General features: G+C 55.1%; 15 protein-coding genes. 4 read left to right on the top strand and 11 right to left on the bottom strand.

Features of this window, described 5'->3' with window-relative positions; genetic code table 11:
- Positions 1-63: 63 nt before the first annotated feature.
- The 3 genes from napA to napF are packed head-to-tail and all read right to left on the bottom strand — an operon-like array spanning position 64 to position 3,419.
- Entirely contained in the window at positions 64-2,625 is a 2,562-nt protein-coding gene (napA, locus tag A3GO_RS0116470) for a nitrate reductase catalytic subunit NapA (RefSeq protein WP_029134337.1), read from the bottom strand.
- Positions 2,622-2,879, bottom strand: a complete 258-nt coding sequence (locus tag A3GO_RS0116465; RefSeq protein ID WP_029134336.1) for a chaperone NapD — start codon at positions 2,877-2,879, stop codon at positions 2,622-2,624. The genes napA and A3GO_RS0116465 overlap by 4 nt, the downstream gene beginning before the upstream one ends.
- Positions 2,880-2,900: 21 nt before the next feature.
- A complete protein-coding gene (gene napF, locus A3GO_RS26890) occupies positions 2,901-3,419 on the bottom strand; it encodes a ferredoxin-type protein NapF (RefSeq protein WP_084610174.1) in 519 nt (172 codons plus the stop codon).
- Between the two features lie 281 nt (positions 3,420-3,700).
- On the opposite strand from napF, the gene mfd reads away from it, so the two are divergent.
- From mfd to A3GO_RS25445, 4 genes are all read left to right on the top strand, one after another.
- Entirely contained in the window at positions 3,701-7,147 is a 3,447-nt protein-coding gene (gene mfd / locus A3GO_RS0116460) for a transcription-repair coupling factor (protein ID WP_245621764.1), read from the top strand.
- Between the two features lie 114 nt (positions 7,148-7,261).
- Positions 7,262-8,020, top strand: coding sequence for a peptidoglycan binding protein CsiV (locus A3GO_RS0116455; RefSeq protein WP_029134334.1), 759 nt, complete (start codon positions 7,262-7,264; stop codon positions 8,018-8,020).
- Between the two features lie 24 nt (positions 8,021-8,044).
- A complete protein-coding gene (locus tag A3GO_RS0116450; RefSeq protein ID WP_029134333.1) occupies positions 8,045-8,974 on the top strand; it encodes a bile acid:sodium symporter in 930 nt (309 codons plus the stop codon).
- A gap of 138 nt (positions 8,975-9,112) precedes the next feature.
- The gene (locus tag A3GO_RS25445; protein WP_051302474.1) at positions 9,113-10,120 is read left to right on the top strand and encodes a DsbA family protein; all 1,008 of its coding nucleotides are present in this window, start codon (positions 9,113-9,115) and stop codon (positions 10,118-10,120) included.
- A gap of 140 nt (positions 10,121-10,260) precedes the next feature.
- Here A3GO_RS25445 and A3GO_RS0116440 read toward each other — a convergent pair whose 3' ends face one another.
- The 8 genes from A3GO_RS0116440 to A3GO_RS0116405 all read right to left on the bottom strand — a co-directional run bounded on the left by A3GO_RS0116440 (position 10,261) and on the right by A3GO_RS0116405 (position 20,151).
- Positions 10,261-11,298, bottom strand: coding sequence for a toxin-antitoxin system YwqK family antitoxin (locus tag A3GO_RS0116440; protein WP_029134332.1), 1,038 nt, complete (start codon positions 11,296-11,298; stop codon positions 10,261-10,263).
- A 95-nt stretch (positions 11,299-11,393) separates the two neighbouring features.
- Entirely contained in the window at positions 11,394-12,461 is a 1,068-nt protein-coding gene (locus A3GO_RS0116435) for a S41 family peptidase (RefSeq protein ID WP_157606849.1), read from the bottom strand.
- 8 nt (positions 12,462-12,469) lie between these two features.
- The gene (locus tag A3GO_RS0116430) at positions 12,470-13,039 is read right to left on the bottom strand and encodes a coiled-coil domain-containing protein (RefSeq protein WP_037375694.1); all 570 of its coding nucleotides are present in this window, start codon (positions 13,037-13,039) and stop codon (positions 12,470-12,472) included.
- The gene (locus A3GO_RS0116425) at positions 13,036-13,725 is read right to left on the bottom strand and encodes a glycine zipper domain-containing protein (protein WP_029134329.1); all 690 of its coding nucleotides are present in this window, start codon (positions 13,723-13,725) and stop codon (positions 13,036-13,038) included. Before A3GO_RS0116425 ends, A3GO_RS0116430 begins: the two co-directional genes overlap by 4 nt.
- Positions 13,726-13,738: 13 nt before the next feature.
- Positions 13,739-15,388, bottom strand: coding sequence for an SUMF1/EgtB/PvdO family nonheme iron enzyme (locus tag A3GO_RS0116420; RefSeq protein WP_157606848.1), 1,650 nt, complete (start codon positions 15,386-15,388; stop codon positions 13,739-13,741).
- Entirely contained in the window at positions 15,378-17,186 is a 1,809-nt protein-coding gene (locus A3GO_RS0116415) for an ABC transporter permease (RefSeq protein ID WP_037375702.1), read from the bottom strand. Before A3GO_RS0116415 ends, A3GO_RS0116420 begins: the two co-directional genes overlap by 11 nt.
- Before the next feature lie 23 nt (positions 17,187-17,209).
- The gene (locus A3GO_RS24190) at positions 17,210-17,914 is read right to left on the bottom strand and encodes an ABC transporter ATP-binding protein (RefSeq protein ID WP_245621763.1); all 705 of its coding nucleotides are present in this window, start codon (positions 17,912-17,914) and stop codon (positions 17,210-17,212) included.
- Positions 17,915-18,012: 98 nt separating this feature from the next.
- Positions 18,013-20,151 carry a vWA domain-containing protein gene (locus A3GO_RS0116405; protein ID WP_029134326.1) on the bottom strand — a complete coding sequence of 713 codons (2,139 nt, stop codon included), beginning with the start codon at positions 20,149-20,151 and terminating at the stop codon, positions 18,013-18,015.
- Positions 20,152-20,159 lie beyond the last annotated feature (8 nt).

Here is a 20,159-nt window from a genome sequence, read left to right as displayed (position 1 = left end):
GTATTTCACCATTCCAGTTTGCCGGTTCAACCGATTTTCACCGGTTGAACCATCAACCACCCATTACGCCTTGACGATCTTCACCGCACACTTCTTATAGTCCGTCTCTTTGGACAGCGGATCGGTTGCATCCAGGGTCAACTTGTTAACCAGACGGCTCGCATCAAACCAGGGGATAAACACCAGCCCCTCGGGAGGACGGTTACGGCCGCGCGTTTCCACGCGTGCAAGCAGTTCGCCCCGACGGGTCTGCAGTTTGGCCATCTGGCCATCACGCAGCTTCCGCGCCTTGGCGTCTTTCTTGTGCATGAACACCACGGCATCGGGTACCGCGCGATGCAGTTCAGGCACACGCTGCGTCATGGAGCCGGAGTGCCAATGCTCCAGTACGCGACCGGTACAGAGCCAGAGATCGAACTCTTTATCCGGGCTTTCCGCGGCCGGCTCGTAAGGTGCGGTAATGATATTGGCCCTGCCGTCAGGCTTGCCATAGAACTTGACACCTTCACCCTTGGCCACATGCGGATCATAACCCTCACGGAAACGCCACAGGGTCTCCTTGCCATCAATCACCGGCCAGCGCAGACCCCTTGCCTGATGGTAGGCCTCGAAGGGTGCCATTTCATGACCCTTCTTGATGATATTGTCTGCAGAGTTGAACATCCGATACTCTTCAAACAGGCCCTTCTGCGGATAGAAGCCGAAGTGCACCATCTCATCGTTCTCGTAGACGTTACCCTGGCTGTCCTTGACTTCCTGAACTTCGAACTTGTTCACCTGACCATTGGCATACAGCACATCAAACAATGTTTTGCCCTTGTACTCAGGTGCCTTGTCCAGCAGTTCAGCCGGCCAAATCTCTTCCATCTGGAAGCGTTTCGAGAACTCCATCAACTGCCAGAGATCCGATTTGGCTTCGCCCGGCGCCTTCACTTGTTGACGCCAGAACTGGGTGCGCCGTTCCGCGTTACCGTAGGCGCCCTCTTTTTCCGCCCACATGGCGGTTGGCAGAATCAGATCCGCCGCCATGGCGGAGACCGTGGGATAGGGATCGGAAACCGTGATGAAGTTATCCGGATTACGCCAGCCGGGATAGGACTCTTCGTTCAGGTTGGCGGCTGCCTGCATGTTGTTGTTACACATCACCCAGAAGGTATTCAACTTGCTGTCTTTCAGCATGCGATGCATCAGTACCGCGTGAAAGCCGACCTTTCCGTTCAGGGTCTCTTCCGGCAGTTTCCAGACCTGTTCGGAGAACTTGCGATGGGCCGGATTAGCCACCACCAGATCCGCCGGCAGACGATGACAGAAGGTACCCACTTCACGGGCGGTACCGCAGGCGGAAGGCTGACCAGTCAGCGAGAACGGGCTATTGCCGGGCTCTGATATCTTACCCATCAGCAGGTGAATGTTATAAACCAGGCCGTTGATCCAGACGCCGCGGGTGTGCTGGTTCATGCCCATGGTCCAGTAGGAAGAGACCTTCTTGTTGGGATCGGCATAGACCTTGGCCAGCTGCTCCAGGTTCTTCACCGGCACACCGGAAATCTCCGACGCCTTCTCTACGGTGTAGGGTGCGACCGAAGCGGCATACTCTTCAAAACTGATCTTGTCCAGTTTGCCCTTACCCGCATTCTTGGCCGCCTTCTCAAGCGGGTGTTCCGGGCGCAGGCCATAACCGATATCGGTTGGAGTCTTGGTGAAATTGACGTGTTTACCAATGAAGTCTTCGTTGTAGGCCTTGTTCTGAATAATGTAGTTGGCAATATAGTTGGCGATTGCCAGATCCGATTGTGGATGGAACACTATGCCGTTGTCGGCCAATTCAAAACAGCGATGCTCGTAGGTGGAAAGCACGTGCACTTCACAGTCCGGCTTGGTCAGACGGGTATCCGTCAGACGTGACCAGAGAATCGGGTGCATCTCCGCCATGTTGGCACCCCAGAGCACGAATACATCGGCATGCTCGAGGTCATCGTAGCAACCCATGGGCTCATCAATACCAAAGGCACGAATAAAGGCTCCCACCGCCGACGCCATACAGTGGCGGGCATTGGGGTCCAGGTTGTTGGAGCGGAAGCCGGCCTTCATCAGCTTGGATGCGGCATAACCTTCCCATACCGTCCACTGACCGGAACCGAACATGCCGACCGAGGAGGTCATCTTATCAACCGGCTGACCGGCATTTTTCTCCATATCCTTCTTCAGTGCGACTTTCCATTTCTCCGCCATCACATCGAAGGCCTCATCCCAGGAGACCGGTTCAAACTTGCCATCTTTGGCAAACTGCCCGCCCTTTTTGCGCAACAACGGCTGGGTTAGACGATCCTCTCCATACAGGATCTTGGGCAGGAAGTACCCCTTGATACAGTTCAGACCCTTGTTTACGGGTGCGTCCGGGTCGCCCTGGCTGGCAACCATCTTGCCGCCCTTGGTGCCGACCAGAACAGAACAGCCGGTACCGCAGAAGCGGCAGGCTATTTTATCCCAACGAATACCGTCGGCATCCACGCCGTCGGCGGTTGCGGCATTGGCCACCTGGATGGCTGGCAGTGTTACACCCGCTGCCACGGCCGCTGCTGCAGCCGCATTGCTCTTTACGAAATCACGCCTGGTTAATTTCACTTCATTACCTCCTTATCAGCAGGTTCTTCCCCGCAATAGTGATAAATCATCACCGTATTGATTACACCGGTTACATCATTGAATTTGGCCATGGTATCCGCCAATGCATCATCGCCTTCCCCTTCCAGGGTAACGATCAGCTTGCCCACTTCGGCCCCACCATGAACTTCGACTCCCTCGAATGCTTCTAAACGTGACTGCACGACACCCGCCACTTCAGGCTTGGCATGTACAATGGCGCTGCAAATATTCATTGTCGTAATTCGCTCCTTAATTTATGCGGCTTGGACGCACGGTTCGTTTATTGAACAAAGGGTTACTACTCGGATGGGGCAGACGGTAAAACAGGCACCGCAGCCCGTACATAAATCAGTATCCAGTAGTGGTTTGGCTACACCGCCAAGCTCCAGCTTGAATCGGATGGCCCGTTCGTCGCATACCTCACCACAGGATCTGCAGATGACGGCATTCAGAGAGAGGCAGGCAGGCTGGATGGATGCCTTGATTTTCCAGGGAGGCTCGGCGGATTCAGGGTCCTGGACCAGCGCTCCGGTCTTGCAGGCGGACAGACAGTCCTCGCAGAAATTACACCCTCCCCGGGAAAAGTCCATCCGGGGCAGCTTGCCGCGCCCGACAATAATCAGCTTATCGGGGCAGGCAGTGACGCAATCACCACAACCGTTACATACTTCGACGAAATCAACCTCAGCAACCGCCCAGGGAGGCCGAAACGGTTGTTTCTCCCCTTTCACATCCCCACTTAATAGTTGCGCGCGGCTGACGTTATGTTCCATAAGCTTGAAGTTTAAAAAATATACACACTTAATAAGTGGGCTTTATAGACCTGCACCCCATGACCATCGTTGACCTAAATCAAGTTTCCCCGACGCCCACCGGTATTGTTGACCTACGTCAATGAATAGCTTCATCAGGGAAATTAATGACTTTATGTGCGTCTGGAAATATGCCTTCGATACGCTCGTCAGCTGTGCGAAAATCACCCGCCTGTCTTACCCGAACGACTGGTGACATGTCCGATTCACAAATAACTGACTCCGTAGTGCTGCATGAGCCAATGCATCCGCCAATTCCCGGCAAGCAGGATGAACGCATCCAGTGGGGACGACTCTATGGCTTGAGTGATGCGCTGGCGATCGCATCGGTCGCCCGGGAGTTCCAGGGCATTACCATGGTAATCGCCGATGATGCCCAGACTGCGGCAAAACTGGAGGACGGGCTAAGGTTTTTTCTAAAGGATGCAGAGATACCGGTCTTTGGCTTTCCCGACTGGGAGACTCTCCCATACGATATTTTCTCGCCTCTACCCGAACTGGTATCCCAGCGTCTATTGACGCTCTATCGCCTGGACCAGATGAATCGTGCGGTACTGATCCTTCCAGTCAGTACCCTGCTGCAACGACTCCCGCCCAAAAGTTATCTGCAGGCCAATACCTTGCTGCTGAAACCAGGCGACACGCTGTCACTGGAGAAAATGCGCCGGCAACTGGAACAGGCCGGTTATCAGTGTGTGTCGCAAGTCGTGGAGCATGGCGAATACACTATCCGCGGTTCTTTGCTGGATATCTTCCCAATGGGAAGCAGTATCCCCTACCGGGTCGACCTTTTTGATGAGGATGTCGAGAGCATAAGGACATTCGATCCGGAGACCCAGAGAACGCTGAATCATGTCGAGGCGATCGAAATGCTTCCGGCAAGGGAGTATCCCCTGGATGAAGCCGGCATTACCCATTTCAGACAGTCATTTCGCAACACCTTCGAGGGTGATCCGCAACGCAGCCTGATATACCGGGAGGTGTCCAACGGCAATGCTCCAGGTGGCCTGGAATACTATCTGCCGCTCTTTTTTGAACAGACCGCCACCTTGTTTGATTTTCTGCCTGATCAGCTACTGACTATTCGCACGACAGAGACCCGGGATTATGCCGACCAGTTTCTGCAGCAGGTCCAGACACGTTATGAGCAGCGCCGATATGACCCGGAACGACCATTGCTGCCCCCCGATCAACTCTATCTCGATACCGAACATCTACTGGCGAATCTGAATCGTGGCATGTCGATCTGTACACAACGGACAGAGATTGAGACACGCAGCAAGGGCTACAGCAACTTTTACAACTTTGCCACCCGCACTCCCGAACCGCTCAGCTTCCAGGCACGGGCGGAACGTCCCGCGGCCGCGCTGCAGGCATTCATCGCCCGCTCCCCGGGGAGAATCCTGTTTGTCGCCGAGAGCGCCGGACGCCGGGAGATGCTGAAAGAGACCCTGGCCGGATATAACATCCGTCCAAGCCAGGCGGAAGGCTGGCAGGCGTTTGTCGATGCCGACAACCCCCTGATGCTGACGGTTGCCCCACTGGAACAGGGAATCTGGCTGGACCGGGCCGGACTGATCATTATCACGGAGAGCCAGCTGCTCGGTGAGCGGGTTCGGCAGGACCGGCGAAGAAAGACCAAACAGCGGGATGCCGACCAGATTGTCCGTAACCTGACGGAATTGCATATCGGCGCGCCTGTCGTCCACGAAGACCATGGTGTCGGCCGTTATCTCGGCCTGCAGGTGCTGGAAGTGGGCGGCATGACCACTGAGTTCCTGACCCTGGAGTATGCCCGGGGTGACAAACTCTACGTCCCGGTCTCATCACTGCACCTTATCAGCCGCTATGCCGGGGCTTCTCCGGAAAGTGCTCCACTGCATCGTCTCGGAGGCGACCAGTGGGAACGGGTGAAACGCAAGGCGGCGGAGAAGGCACGCGACGTGGCGGCAGAACTGTTGGAAATTTATGCCCGTCGTGCTGCACACAAAGGCTATGCCTTTCCACCACCCGGGGAGGAATACGCCGCTTTTGCCGCCTCTTTCGAATTTGAGGAGACGCCCGATCAACTGCAGACCATTGAGTCGGTGATAGCTGACATGGCCGCCCCCCAACCCATGGACCGGGTGGTGTGCGGTGATGTGGGTTTCGGCAAGACCGAAGTAGCCATGCGCGCCGCCTTCATGGCGGTTCAGGGGGGGAAGCAGGTGGCGGTACTGGTCCCCACCACCCTGCTCGCTCAGCAGCATTTCGAGAATTTTTCCGACCGGTTTGCCGATTGGCCGGTGAAGGTAGAAAGCCTCTCGCGCTTTCGCACCGCCAAACAGCAGAAGGCGATTACCGACGGTCTGGCGGCGGGCACCGTGGACATTGTGGTGGGCACCCATAAACTGCTGCAGGAGAGTATTCGCTATAAAAACCTTGGCCTGGTGGTGATTGACGAGGAGCATCGCTTCGGTGTGCGGCACAAGGAGCGACTCAAGGCGCTGCGCAGCGAGGTGGATATGCTGACCCTGACCGCCACGCCTATACCTCGGACCCTGAACATGGCCATGTCGGGGATGCGCGATCTCTCTATCATCGCCACCCCGCCAGCGGCCAGGCACCCGATCAAGACCTTTACCAGTCAGTGGAGTGATGCACTGATCGTCGAGGCGTGTCAGCGTGAGATCAAACGCGGCGGTCAGGTCTATTTTCTGCACAACGAAGTCAGCACCATAGAGAACACCGCGAATAAGCTGGAGACGCTGTTGCCCGGAATTCGGGTTCAGGTGGCCCATGGACAGATGCGCGAGCGGCAGCTGGAAGAGATCATGCGGGATTTCTATCACCAGCGGTTCAATATCCTGGTCTGCACCACCATTATTGAGAGCGGCATCGATGTCCCCAGCGCCAACACCATGATTATCAATCGGGCCGACAAGCTGGGGCTGGCCCAGTTACATCAGTTGCGGGGCCGGGTTGGCCGGTCCCATCACCGGGCCTATGCCTACCTGATCACACCACCACCGAAGACCCTCACATCAGACGCAAAGAAACGATTGGAAGCGATTGAATCTTTAGAAGATCTTGGAGCTGGATTCACCCTGGCCACACACGATCTTGAGATCAGGGGTGCAGGCGAATTGTTGGGTGAGGGCCAAAGCGGCCAGATACATGAAGTCGGTTTTACCCTCTACAGCGACCTGTTGGAGCGTGCCGTCAAGGCGCTGAAAGCCGGGGAGCACCCGAGTCTGGACCGTCCACTGGATCACGGTGCCGAGATCGATCTGCAACTTCCCGCCCTGCTGCCGGAGGACTATCTGCCCGATGTCCATTCACGCCTGGTGCTCTATAAGCGGATCGCCAGTGCCGGTTCCAATGCCGAGTTGCGTGAACTGCAGGTGGAGATGATCGATCGTTTCGGCCTGCTGCCGGAGCCGACCCAAAACCTGTTTGGCATTACCGGATTAAAACTGAAGGCCAATCCCCTGGGAATCCGCAAAATCGAGGCCGGGCCTGCCGGCGGCCGCATCCTGTTTGACGGTCAGCCAAAGGTCGACCCGGGACAGATTATCCGACTGATTCAGACACGCCCCAAGGAGTACAAACTGGACGGCGGCGAAAAACTGCGATTCTTCAAGGATCTTAGCGACCAGCAGAGGCGTATCCAACAGGTGGGGGATATCCTGGATGAGGTATGTGGGTAGTGATGCGCCCGGTGACGCAACCGAATCTTAATTACCCCTATACATTTTTTCCTTTGAAAGGGACAATCATCGCCTGTTATCCAAAACAATAGCCGATCCGCAAACGCCATCCATATGAAACTGTTCCGATTTTTTGTTGCGATAGTACTGGGTCTGTTCGCCCTGACGCATCCCGTACAGGCCGCAGATGAGGCCCCCTGGTACGATATTGAATTGATTCTGTTCAAACAGGACGCTTCCGGTAGTGAAGCCACGGAAAACTGGCCGGAAGATCCGGGTAGCCCGGACTGGACGGACGCGGTGACCCTGCTACCCCCTTCGTCCGAAGAGATACTACAGCCTTACACCTTGCTACCCAAGGCAAACTGGCAACTGAATGCACAGTTTAATGCCTTGCAACGAACCCGTGCCGGGATGGAGCCGCTGTTTCATCAGGCTTGGCGCCAGCCGGTGGCCGCCAGCAGAGCAGCGGAGAACATTTACCTGGGCCCGGACCTGGTCAAGAAGAACGGCGCACCTCCGCCGCCGTTCGAGGGTCTGATCAAAATCAGCGTCAGCCGTTATCTGCATGTCGAGCTGGATGTTTTGCTGAGGGGTGCTAACAACAACCTCCCCTTCAACACCCTAGACACGCTATCCAGCCCGACCCGGGGCAGCATCCGGTTTCATGCCAACCGGCGCATGCGCAGTGGAGAACTGCACTACATCGACCACCCAAGGATAGGAGCACTGATCCTGATCAGCCGGGTGGAACTCCCTGAACCGGAACCGCTGCCGCCCCCGGAGGACGTTGCACCAGGTACCTCGGCACCGATTCCCGAGACATCCCCTCAAGCGCCGGAAAAACCAACGCCAACCCCGGCAACGAACTGATTCGAGCACTGGTTAACCGGAAACATGAGCGGATATTTTCTCCCGGTCGGTCTGTTACTGGCATTTCTCACGGCCTGGCTTGCCCCGGAACCGGGCAGGCTGCTCCAGCAAGCGGGACTGGTCCCCTGGATGGTCGTGACCATTTTCCTGATTAATGGTTATCAGACGGTACTGAGCCAGATGCCCCTGTCGGGAAAACTCTGGACCACCGCACTGATTGCCGTCCTGATCAATCTGCTGATCAGCCCCTTTCTGGGTCTGGCAGCTGCCAGTCTGCTGGCACTGCCAAGTGCCGCCGCCATCGGCCTGATAGTCACCGCGACGGTACCGTCCACCCTCTCCTCGGGGATTGTCATGACCCAACTGGCCGAGGGCGACGGCATCAAGGCGCTGTTTCTGACGATCCTGCTGAATCTGTTGGGGGTATTCACCATCCCCTTCCTGCTTCCGGTGGTGCTGGAAAACGCCGGCACCCTCGATCTCTCTCCCTGGCCGCTGCTCAAGCAACTGCTGATCATCGTATTACTCCCCTTTGTCCTGGGGATGCTGGGCCGCCGGATCCTGCAGTTGTCACCACGCCACTGGCTGATCCGCTACCTGCCCTCCAGTTGCGTGGTCGTCACGGTCTGGATGTCCGTCTCGGCATCCAGTGAAACCCTCAAGGAGATCAGCCTGCCGCTGATCGGCGGCATGATTGTGGCAGCACTGCTGCTGCATGGCGCACTCCTTCTGCTCTGTCTCGGTTCGCGCCACCTGTATCAACCGCAGCGCGGTGAATGGATTGCCCTGCTGTTCACTGCATCGCAAAAAACCCTGCCGGTCGCCGTTGGCGTATTGGCCGCACTCAATCAACCCATTGGCGTGGCGCTGGTGGCCTGCATCCTGTTCCATTTTATGCAACTGCTGGTCGACTCCATGTTGGCTGCCAGGCTGGCAAGGACTACTGCCGGGTAGGATCCTGTGTAATCATGCACAATCAATGCACAACCATACTTGTTGGACAGCATCATTCCGGAACTCGCTCCAGGATCTGCTGTCCCAGCTTTACTGACGACAACGCCCGCCGGGCAAACTAATCAGCAAGGATATTCGATGAAGCCAATCAAGATAGTTACACTCACTCTGGCCCTGTTCGCAGGCAGCACACCTCTTCATGCCGCCACAGATGCCCTGCTGACCGAGGAGAGTGTCATTGGTACGGTGAGCGGAAAAGAGATCCGTCTGTCGGATATCGAGGACCAGAAGATCAATGAACTGCGCATCCAACTGCATAACGCCCTGCAGGAAGCATTCATCCAGCATGCCGTCACACAACTTGGCGCCAATTCAGCCGACTATAAACCTGCTGCACCCGCACAGATTACCGACGAGCAGGTAACAACCTTCTACCAGAAAAATAATCTGCAGAGTCGCGGCTCCCTGGAACAACTGGGCCCCATGATCAGGGAATATATGGAGGGCATGGCCAAAGCCAGGAGTGATATCCAGATATACCAACGTGCGGCGATCAAGGGGGATATCACCACCCGGTTGATAAAACCGAAAGAGATGCTGCTCAATCTGCCGGTAGCCAGTGCCTTTGTAAGGGGTAATCAGAAGGCGGATGTCATGGTGATGGAATTTTCCGACTATCAATGTCCGTTCTGCAAACGCGCCCAGAGCACCATCAAAGATCTGATTGAACAGTATGGAGACCGGGTTGCCTTCGGTTATCGCCACTTCCCGCTGGCCTTCCATAAAGAGGCCGATGATGCGGCATTCGCCGTTGAATGCGCGCGCGATCAGGGCGGTTTTGAAGCCATGCACGAAATACTTTTCGATCAATCCGATCTATCCAGGTCCAACTTGAAAGAGATCGCCAAGCAGATCAATCTGAAAGACCTGGAACAGTTCAACAGTTGCCTCGATAAAGATCAGTACGCCGATCGTGTCGCAAATGATATGGCCGCCGGACAGGCCGTGGGAATTTCCGGGACTCCGGGTTTTATTATCGGTTATTACAATCCTGATAACGGCTCCCTGGAGGGCGAACTGATCTCTGGCGCACAACCCGCAAACGTCTTTATTGCAGCCATTGAAAAGTATCTTCAGGGCCGTTAACACACCCCATTACATGGATAATGGAGTACATATCCAATCCATAACCATCAGAAACAGCCCGGCGTTGCCGGGCTGTTTCTATTATATTCCAGCAGCAACGGCTGCCTCTGGGTGGTGCCCCCTACGGCATCTTACTCAGATTAGTGAGTACGACCAGTTCTACAGTCCACAGGCCGTCCATCGGGATCATATTTAGTGCATAGACTTAAGGAGCCATCTTTTCTGTATTGATATTTCTTTTGGGGAGCCCCCATGAAATAGCTTGTACTACTACGCTCACGGCCTGACTCATAGTACTGCACACTGTCACCATGCTTTTGTCCATCCGCATAGGCTGTTTGATAAGCCCGGTACACTGCTCCGGATTTACTTATCCGATAAGCCTCATCAAGACCGTTCATTTTACCATCGGCATACTGCGTTCTACGTGTTGGATAATGTGTGGAGAATATTGAGTCATACCGATAATTAGTCTGCAACCCGACTTTCACATTGTTCAAAAACCGCTGCTCGCTGGAGAGATGCCCGGTATTATCATATTTACACAGCAAATATGTTCCTCTGGCATCCTCACGATTTGGATAAAAACGGATGTTCCCGCGTTTATCACCTTCAGGGTTTTTCATGGCACAATCACCCAAATCCGAAGCATCATTATTGACAGATGTATTATTTAAAATATTGTCTAAAGACAGCTGTTCAAGATGGTCAGAACTGGTTATTTCATTCAGCGTATTTGCAAAAGATGAAGAACTTGCAATGGCATTATCAGCGTTTTGCAACTGTTGAGATCCACCATCTGGATCGAGATGATCATTTTGTTGTTGGGTAAGCACCCGTATATCGGCTTCCAACTCAGGAATAGTCTGTAAAAGCACCAGCTTCTTGGTCTCCTTTGACAACTCTACAGCGGTAAGAATGGTCTTGAAATATTTTTCATGAGAATAGATTTTTTTTGATATCAGGATTGTCATTACCCTCTCTTCCAACTGCTGTCGAGTCATGAACTTTTCCGGCCATAAAAAAGATTTCGGAATCCAAATGAGATCAGGATCGTTGACTGCCTGTGTAAGCAGCGCATGCTCCTGCTGCAGTTCCTCGAGAGTTTGTGCCAGAACCGGCGACTGGACCAGAAAAACGATCAGAATGGCCCCTGAGATTATACGAAAGTATTCCATTTCCTACTCCTGATCCTCGTGAAAAACTGGTTGAAAAATATTCGCTATAAACCGTTTGAAAATGCAGTCACCATTTCGGTCAGGCATACCAGGTATTACTGCACTCCGCTTGGTTGAAGGCGATCCAGAATCAACCGGCTGCTGCGCAACTCCTCAACGCCGAGCGTAATATCCGGTTCTATCCCTACATCCTTACAACCAACACCCCCGGGCAAGCGGATTTCCAGGTTAGTAAAATAAAACAGCGATCCATCGGAGAGCCGTTTTTTTGTCTGCGAGACACATTTACCGCGACTTCGCATGCCAGCCAGCCTGGCACGCCCCTGCTGCTGAAGAATACCGGCGAATATCTCTCCTGCACTCGCGGTCACCTCACTTATCCAGATAGTTAGCGGGCGGGCGAACTTGGGTGGAGTCTGTGGTGAATAAAAACGCCGTTTTAGGCCATGCCGATCATAGGTCACTGCCAGCTCCTGTCCGGCCGGGAGGAACAAAGCGGCACTATCCATCGCCTCAAACAGGTCGCCCCCCTGGCAATCACGCAGATCCAGGATTAACGGGGAGGAGTCGGTTGTTGCGCTCACCAAAGTGGCGAGAAATATTTTTGTCTCCTGCTGCCTGAAACTGCGTACTCGAATGATGCGTTGCCCCGCCAACTCCACCGCTTCGACCGCTGGAACCGGGGTATCTTCCAATACTAAGGTCAGGGTCGAGGGCGATCTGCATGCGGACTCGCAAATCTCAATCTGTAACACATCCCCCGTACTACCCGTGAGCATTCGTGCAATATCGGGTAGAGACAACACTGCAACCTCTTTACTATTGACCTTGTAGAGTTCGACCCGATCCCTGATACCGGCACGAGCAAGCGGCCCGTTCATATAGGGCATGAGCCAGGTTCGCTGCCCGATTTTATATAACTCGGCGCCTATTCCTGCCCTGCTCTCGGCCACATTTCCGGGCGGGACAAGGTGTGCCCAGGGATCGATGGTCTTTACACTCGATCCCAGGTCCTCCTGAGCCAACGACTGCAGCTGGGATTCATTCGGCACATTCAAGGCCTGGCTCAGTAAAATTGCCCGCACCTCTTCCACAACCCGGGCTTCCGTCGCGACCAGGGGCAAACTCCACACTAGGCCCAGAAGGGTAACCAGGTAACGCAAACGGGATTTCACTCTGCCAGCATCAATGTCAAGCTGAGCAACGAGTCATACTCCTTTTGCAACTCCAGCCGTTGTGCCTCCAATTGTTGCCGACGCGTGTCACCGAGCGCCCCGGTGCCAGTTCCCTCCAGCGCATCGGCGCCCCCGGTACCGCCACCTTCAAGCGCATCGAGGCTAGTCTGCTGCTTGGATAACTGCCCCTTCAACACGTCGAGCCGACGCTGAAGGTCCGCCACCCGCTTATCCGAGGCACCCTGCTCCTTACCCAGCGTCATCAATCTCGCCTCCAGGGCCTTCACATCCCTGTTCAGAGTAGCCAGCTTGCTCTGTTCCTGTTCTAACACCAACTGACGTTGATGCTTCTGTGCATCAAGGCTCTCTGTTTCCGCTTCCAGTTCTTTCTGCATGGCCCTCACTTTCGCCAGATTTTCCTCACGCTCCTGGGCGCGACGTTCGTAGGAACCACTGGAAATACCGTGAACCCCTCCAAAAAATCCTCCTTCCCGCGGATCGTCGGTGGTCACGCAACCCGTCAGCAGCAAAGTGGCAAGAATCACCAGCGTCTGTTGCGTCTTCATACCGATAACCTCTCGTTTATCTGTGCAAGCTGTGTGCTGTCATCTCGCAACTGTTCAATCTGGGCCTTCAGGTCGTTGTTTTCCTTCTCCAGTTTGGCCAGGTAGGGATCGGATGCCGGACGTGTCTTGCGCTCTTCGGCAAGAATTTCGGAATTGATCTCATACTCTTTCTGTAATGTAGATTCAAACTCCTGATTCTTTGCTATCTTCTCGTTGAGCTGTTTCTGCTTCGCCAGCAGTTGATCCCGATTCGCCTTGCCAGACTTGTACTGTTTTCTCAATGCAGCAGTCTCGGTATCAAGTGCGGCTATTTCCGTACGCAGACGCTGGTGCTGTGCTTTCGCGGTCTGATTGAATTCGGCGGTGCGTGCAGTTTCCGCGTCAAGGAAATCTTCATTGGTGGCATAAGCCTCCTTGCGCTTGGCGATTTCGTTACCAATCAAGTAGCCCGCCCCCGCACCTACTGCCGCTCCAATAACGGCGCCTTTTTCATCGCCAGCAGCCAGCCCAATCAGTCCACCCAGTAAGGCGCCAAATACTGCACCTTCGGTTTTTGTTCGCTGCGAATCTGACTGACTTGATGCCGTGGAACTTTCGGTATCGTTTCTTGGTTGATTAGTGACACAACCGGTAAGCATGGTACCGACCAGAATCACCGGTACAACTTTAACTGCCAAGGTTTTCATACATCACCTCTTATCATCTAAATTCACTGAAAATTTTGTTGAACTCTTCCAACCAGACAGCTTTATCCACCATCCGATTCTCGTTATATTTCTGCACATGGAGATCCAGTAACTCCAGCACACGCGCCTCTCTCGAACTTAACGTCTTCTTCTGCAGCATCTTGAATGCATGCGTCCTGAATTCATTCTGATAGTCACCAATCAATGCCACCTTTTCCAAGTAAGCCTTATACTGTTCTTCGGCTGCGGCCCTGTTCTCATCCAGAGACTTCTGTACGGCATCAACCTGAGCCTGGTAGCGTGTGGACATAGCCAATAATTTTTCCGCTGTCTTTTTGGCTGTTTCAAGCGTGGCGCGCTTGCTTACCAACACACTCAGATTGGTCCCGTTGCGCGATGCGTCCTGCAACAGGCTCCGGGCACTCTCCCGCTGCGCCTGATCCAATTGACCTCGTGCCGTATCCACATAGCTCTGAATTGACTGCACCTGTCCTTGCGCGTCCGGATAGCGGTCCAGCAATTGCTGAAGCACCGTGTCCACGGTATCCAATTGACTGGATGCCTGACTGACCAAGTTATCCAGTGTGCGGCCTACCGGCGTCTCGCGGCGCAGGGTTTTACGGTATTCTGCATACTCTTTCTCCAGCGCACTGCGCGTGGCAGAACTGACCACAACATTGGAACCGAAGGCGAGTCGGGCACCTATATTGAAGGTTCTGCGCAAAACCATCTGCTTGTTTTCCGCATCCCAGGCATAAGCGTCAAACTCTGTTCTGTAGCTTGATCGCACCTTACCGGCGGGACTGGAAACACTCGCACCACGCACAGGCACACCGCCCGGCTTGCCTTGCCAGACTTCGGGCCGAAATATGCCAGCAGTCATTTCATGAACATTGCCATAGAGATCGTGAATGCCCAGTCGATTGGGTTTGCGCATGCCGACTGGTCGTGGCTTGTTTTTTGCGTTGCCCAGATGCCAGGCGTACTCATTCAACTGGCGAGCTGCAAAGGGTACTCGATCGTTGAAGCTCCCGTCCTTTATTGCCTCCAGTCCATCTCTGGCGGAATATTCCCATTCATCCTCCGTGGCCAGGCGAAAAAAGCCCGGCACACCATCCACTGCAGGGAGTCCAGCCTGTCGCTCCGGGTGTGCCGGATCAAACAGCCAGCGATTGTACGCCCGGATGAAATCTTCAATCACCTGATAATCTATCCACGCAAGGGGCATCGCCTGCGCCTGTTTCAGTTTCCGCCCCTGCAGATCGTCAAATTTCTGATCGGCGGAATTACCGCTGGCAGCGGCCAGGGCATCACTGCCCATCACTGCAACAAACTGCCCCTTGGTCAGTTCATATTTGCCGATCCAGATTATCCAACGCTCGTTCTGGGCATCCTGAAACGACCCGGCCACCATGCTCCGCTGTATACCTTCGAACGCACCTCCACTGGCATCGCCCATTTGCACGAATCGCTCACGGGCACCCCAGAACCCCTTACCCGGGACTTCAACCGGACGCAGTACCATCTCGGCCCCGTTAGGCATCGGCAATACCAAGTCACCGTCGGCCGGGCTGGGGTTATAGATGCTCTTTGGCGGCACCGCCCCCCAAACCTGTAGTGTTACCAATAGAGCACCCAACAGCCACAGACATCTACTCTTCACGAATTGCCTCCGCTGGATCGATTAATGTTGCCTTCCAGGCTGCGATCAGAGAACTGCATACAGCCAGCGCTAGCGTGGCCGCCAGGGCCAGCCAGGAATACCCCGCGGGCAGACGACAGATGGCCTGTCCAACGGCAAGTTCATGGCCAAATGCACTATTGATCACCTGTGCCAGACACCAATAGCCAAGCCAGCCAATGGCCACGCCGAGGATGGCAATCAGCGCTCCCTGAAAGACCGGAAACAGAAATACATCGGTACGTGCCAGACCGATCAATCGCAAGACACCCAAATCCTTTCGCTCACGTTCAACGGCCGCATACAAACTGGCCACCAGTACGGCACCGGCACCCACCACGCCCAGCACGGCGATCAACCAGAAGAGTCGACTCAAGCCTCTATCCAAAACCTGGATGCGTTCAATCGCGTCGACCTCCGCGACCACTTCCAGTCCACCGGATCGGAGATGTTCTACCAGAGCGGGGATATCATCGATAGTTTCGCCATAGAGTCGAAAACCACGATAGCCGGCACGTTCCAGAACCAGGCCGCCGGACTCTGGCTGATAACTCACCTTGCGCTCAACACCTGTGCGCAACATACCCATCAGTTCAGCCGGTATTAGCGCCGTCTTTAAACTGGACGCCCCGGCAACCTTTAAAGGCAGCTCCAACCTGGCGACACCGGTAAAGACGACCTGCAGTTCAGAGGATTGATCGAACATGTCATTTGGCAGTACGGCCTGCAATAACCGACCAGAATCCAGAGCCCGGTCTGACAACTGCCCCCAAGGTGGAACCGGCCAATCGAGCTTTCTGGCCAATTCAGCACTGATCGAGAGTCCCATCACCGCAAGCTGGCCATTCGGCAGTTCAAGTTCCATTTCCCTGGCATAGGGGAACACCACCGCGCCTCTACCCCGCAATTTCCGCTGCAGTGCTTTGATACTGGAGAAGTTGACCGCTCCGGCGGGGATGTTCAGATCGTACGCATGCCAGCCATCCGGCAAACCCAGGCCGGTCAGTGATTTAAACGACACGGCAGTCATGCTATCTGCCTTCAGCAGGCCGGTATTCACCACCAGGCCGGTACGGGTCACCGGATCAAGCGGGGTCTCGGATAGCACCACAACCCCATCAAAACTCATATAGGGGCGGGCTGACTCCCCGTTCCAACCACGCCTGGCAATCCCACGCCCCTCTTTGTAGGACTCGACATCGACAACAAAGTCCAGAGGGGTATAGACCCTGGCCAGATTACCGGCCCGGGTTGATAAAACGGCTATCACCCGCAGCCGCTCTTCCGCGGTTTCCAATCTTCCCGCACGGCTCCGGGTCACCCGGGCCACGATGGTTTCGCCGGCCTTTGTCCCCAGACGTCTGGCCGCTTCACTGCTCAGCACGCATTCACCATTCTGTGGAATGGCAGCGCCATTTTCCAACAAAAGCGGATCACCACTGTCCGTCGGAACCAGGTCCATCAGTTCACTGTCACTGTCGCCCGAGCTGAGATGAATCATTGATGAGGCTGGCAGGATTGTGGGGGTCATGAAGGCCACGCCGGGCTTGCCCTGCAACTGCCGCAGCCACTGTTCGTCAAAGTTGCGTGTTATCGCGGGCCGGATCTCCCTGTAGACCGGGTCCTGCACCAGTCGATCGCGTAGCGTTTCTATTGTCCCCTCTTTAAGCCCCATCAATATCAGTAGCGGTGCGAGCACCGCGGCCAGCGCGGAAACCAGGCACAGGGTTAATACCCATTCATGCCGGAGGTGGGCCGCGGCCAGGTTGAAAACGCGCATCCTTTGGCTGCCGCTATTAATCATCAGGCAGGCTCCCTGCGACAGATGGAACGCACCTGGTTCTCCGCAACTTGGGTCACTTCAAAACCATAAGTCGCATCGGCCAGCGATTTCACCAGATCCAAATCATGCGTAACCATGATAATGGAGAGACCTTCATCCCTTGCCAACGACCTGAAATCATCCACGATCAGTCGGGCGCGTCGTTTGTCAACAGCAGCGGTCGGTTCGTCCGCCAGTACCAGCCGTGGGGCATGGGACAGGGCACGCAGGATGGCGACCCGCTGGCGCTGTCCCCCAGAAAGCGCATCCGGTTTGCGCTTCAAACAGTCAGTGACCCCCATACGTTCAGCCATGGCAAGCACGCGCTGATTGGCACCCGGCAGTCTGTTCATGCGCATGGGTAGCAACAGATTGTCCTGCACGCTCAGATAGGGTAATAACCCACCCGTCTGCAATACATAACCCAGGTGTCGTCGTCGGACGGAGGCCAACGCGTTCTCATCGTTACGCGCCCACAAGCTGGCCACATCAGTTTGATCCTGCTCCGTGAAGGCCAGCCGAAAGCGGGAAACCTCGTTCGGCTTTGATATCAGCGCCAACAGGTCAAGCAAGGTGCTTTTGCCACAACCACTCTCACCCACCACCGCCACAAATTCCCCTGCACGGACAGTCAATTCCGGAATCACAAGCTGAAAACTGTTCGTGGCATGTTGTCGCGTCTTCACCACCTGTTGCAGCATTAACACTGGTGCCGATAGATTCTTATCAGCCTCCGGATGTTGCTGCCTGACAGCTTCTACAGATTCACGAACGTTCATAGCATTTAAGGCAAATAATCGATATGCAACGGATGCACCAGTTCACTGGCTGGGTCGGATTCATTCAGTCGATGCCAGGCATCGACCTGCGAATTAATCGCCAGATACTGGGCCAGTTTGGCCTTCAAACCCCACTCCAGTTGAACCCGCTGCTCGGCAGTGAGGCTGGCAAACATCTCATTGCTCAGCGAGAGAATATCGCTACGGTATGGCAGACTCTGGATAAAAGCGGGAAGCAGCCCGGTCTCCGCCAGACTCTGCGCCCTGCCCAGATCCTCGGGGCGCTTGAGGGTCTGGCCCGAGACACTCTGCAACGCCTCGAAAAACTGTCCCTGGCTGATCTTCGCCTGATCAAAAGCCTTTAGGACACGATCAAGGGCCTGTACCAGGCTGCTTAACTGTTCGCGCGTCACCAAAACCCGCACTTCCAGGGCGGTATCAGCGGGATTCAGCAGGTCACGATCCATTACCCAGGCAACGATATCTTTGGGTGGCCGTGCACCCTTGCCAAGATATTCGATCAACGCCGCTTCCCAGACCTTGTCCATCGCCATCTGACCTTGTGTTGCGACATCCAGGTCGGCTCCGTATTCCGGCATGGGAGGTGGTGGTGGCAGACTGCGCATGGCCAGGGACTGTTCAAACCGGCTCACAACCCCGCCTACCACGCTGTCAACAGCGGCCTGAAAATCACCCTCTTTAAAGGCATTGACCTGTACCAGTGCCTGTTGGCCATCACTACCCCGAACCTGCGCCAAGTGGCCAAACTGGGTGGCAGCACGGTCATGATCCTCGGCGGCACGCTCATCCTGGAGATGTAACGAGATCAGATGCACACCGGCATCATCCAGCTCACGTCGCAAGTCGGTCTCGTCCTTGCCGGTAGTGTTCTGCGGATGTCCACGGGGATGGGAACTGGCATCACCCACCAGGACAATAAAACGCAATGCACCGGGACGCCATTGCGAGCGCAACGCCATATCCACACCGGAAAAAACCTCTTCAGCATAATCCAGACTGCCGGCTGGTGTGGCCCTGGCTTCGTTGGTAAGTACCTCGATCAAGCTGTTGGCATCCACCAGTTCCGGGGTGAAATTGCGGCTGGTGTACTCCACAGCCGGGACGGCGGCGACCGCGTCACGATAGCCGACCAGCCCGAACTTCACCTTATCCTTCAGGCGATCACCCGTGGTCTGGACCATGCGCCTGACGGCATCCCGCGTCATATCGATATAAGGCTGCATGCTGCGTGTCGTATCCATGACAAACACCACATCGATCGAGAGGTCAGCGAGTCCGGCCCCCTGATCCACCTCGCGACCAGTACTGGCCTGGTCCCTGTAGCCACTGTCGTCCAGGGTGTCGGCGCCACGCTGCCCGGGTACAGCCGCAGCTAGTTGAAGCAGCCGCACCTCGTCACCATAGATATCCAGCTGTTCCCAATCCAGAATGGGCAAAATATAAAATTGACGGTTGATATCGATGTACCTTTTTGGCTCCATGCTGACCACCGTGTCAGGTGGCGTCGCGTTATCGATGGCGTTGTAGATCTCCGCAGCCTTGCCCGTCATATCCTCAGCATCGACGATGGCTTGCAGCGATTCCACATCCTTGAACATCAAAACCGGTTTACGCCCTTCTGCGATCCCTCCGGGATGGGTATAAGCGACCACCAGTGCCTGTCGCCATTCCAGGGCATCTTTCGCCTGAATCCAGCCCGTGGTCTGCTTTTTATTGCTACCCACCTGATACCAACCCTGTGGATCAGAGGGATTGCTTAAATCGATACCCTCGCGCGCAAATACATACAAAGGCCGGAAGGCCTGAACATTGGCCTGCGCCACCGCATCGGGATTTGCCTGCTGCTCCAGGTAGACATTGGCAAAGGGTCGAGGCAGCACCTGCAGCGGTAATCCGGTAGCGGTTTCGATACAGGGTGATTGCCCATCACAGGTTACCGGTGAGGCACTGATGCCACCTTCCAGGGCATCGGCCGACACCGCTCCACCTTCCAGAGCATCCGCGCCGGTTGCGTTGTTCCCTTCCAGCGCGTCGGCGCCGGTACTTGCGTATACCGTGCTGACCAATAGCAGACTGCACAGTAGAGTGGATATTAATTGTCTGAGCCATTCATGCCTTTTCACAACCTTTC

Source organism: Sedimenticola selenatireducens DSM 17993, from assembly GCF_000428045.1.
In the GTDB taxonomy this organism is placed as follows: domain Bacteria; phylum Pseudomonadota; class Gammaproteobacteria; order Chromatiales; family Chromatiaceae; genus Sedimenticola; species Sedimenticola selenatireducens.
Note: the sequence above shows the minus strand (reverse complement) of the source record. Positions and strands in the feature narration are given on the sequence as shown.

Bases quoted from the DNA above. Each gene is read 5' to 3' on its own strand.
- A3GO_RS0116465 (WP_029134336.1), bottom strand. From the start codon at position 2,879: ATGAATATTTGCAGCGCCATTGTACATGCCAAGCCTGAAGTGGCGGGT.
- napF (WP_084610174.1), bottom strand. From the start codon at position 3,419: ATGGAACATAACGTCAGCCGCGCGCAACTATTAAGTGGGGATGTGAAA.
- mfd (WP_245621764.1), top strand. From the start codon at position 3,701: ATGCATCCGCCAATTCCCGGCAAGCAGGATGAACGCATCCAGTGGGGA.
- A3GO_RS0116455 (WP_029134334.1), top strand. From the start codon at position 7,262: ATGAAACTGTTCCGATTTTTTGTTGCGATAGTACTGGGTCTGTTCGCC.
- A3GO_RS0116450 (WP_029134333.1), top strand. From the start codon at position 8,045: ATGAGCGGATATTTTCTCCCGGTCGGTCTGTTACTGGCATTTCTCACG.
- A3GO_RS25445 (WP_051302474.1), top strand. From the start codon at position 9,113: ATGAAGCCAATCAAGATAGTTACACTCACTCTGGCCCTGTTCGCAGGC.
- A3GO_RS0116440 (WP_029134332.1), bottom strand. From the start codon at position 11,298: ATGGAATACTTTCGTATAATCTCAGGGGCCATTCTGATCGTTTTTCTG.
- A3GO_RS0116430 (WP_037375694.1), bottom strand. From the start codon at position 13,039: ATGAAGACGCAACAGACGCTGGTGATTCTTGCCACTTTGCTGCTGACG.
- A3GO_RS0116425 (WP_029134329.1), bottom strand. From the start codon at position 13,725: ATGAAAACCTTGGCAGTTAAAGTTGTACCGGTGATTCTGGTCGGTACC.
- A3GO_RS0116415 (WP_037375702.1), bottom strand. From the start codon at position 17,186: ATGCGCGTTTTCAACCTGGCCGCGGCCCACCTCCGGCATGAATGGGTA.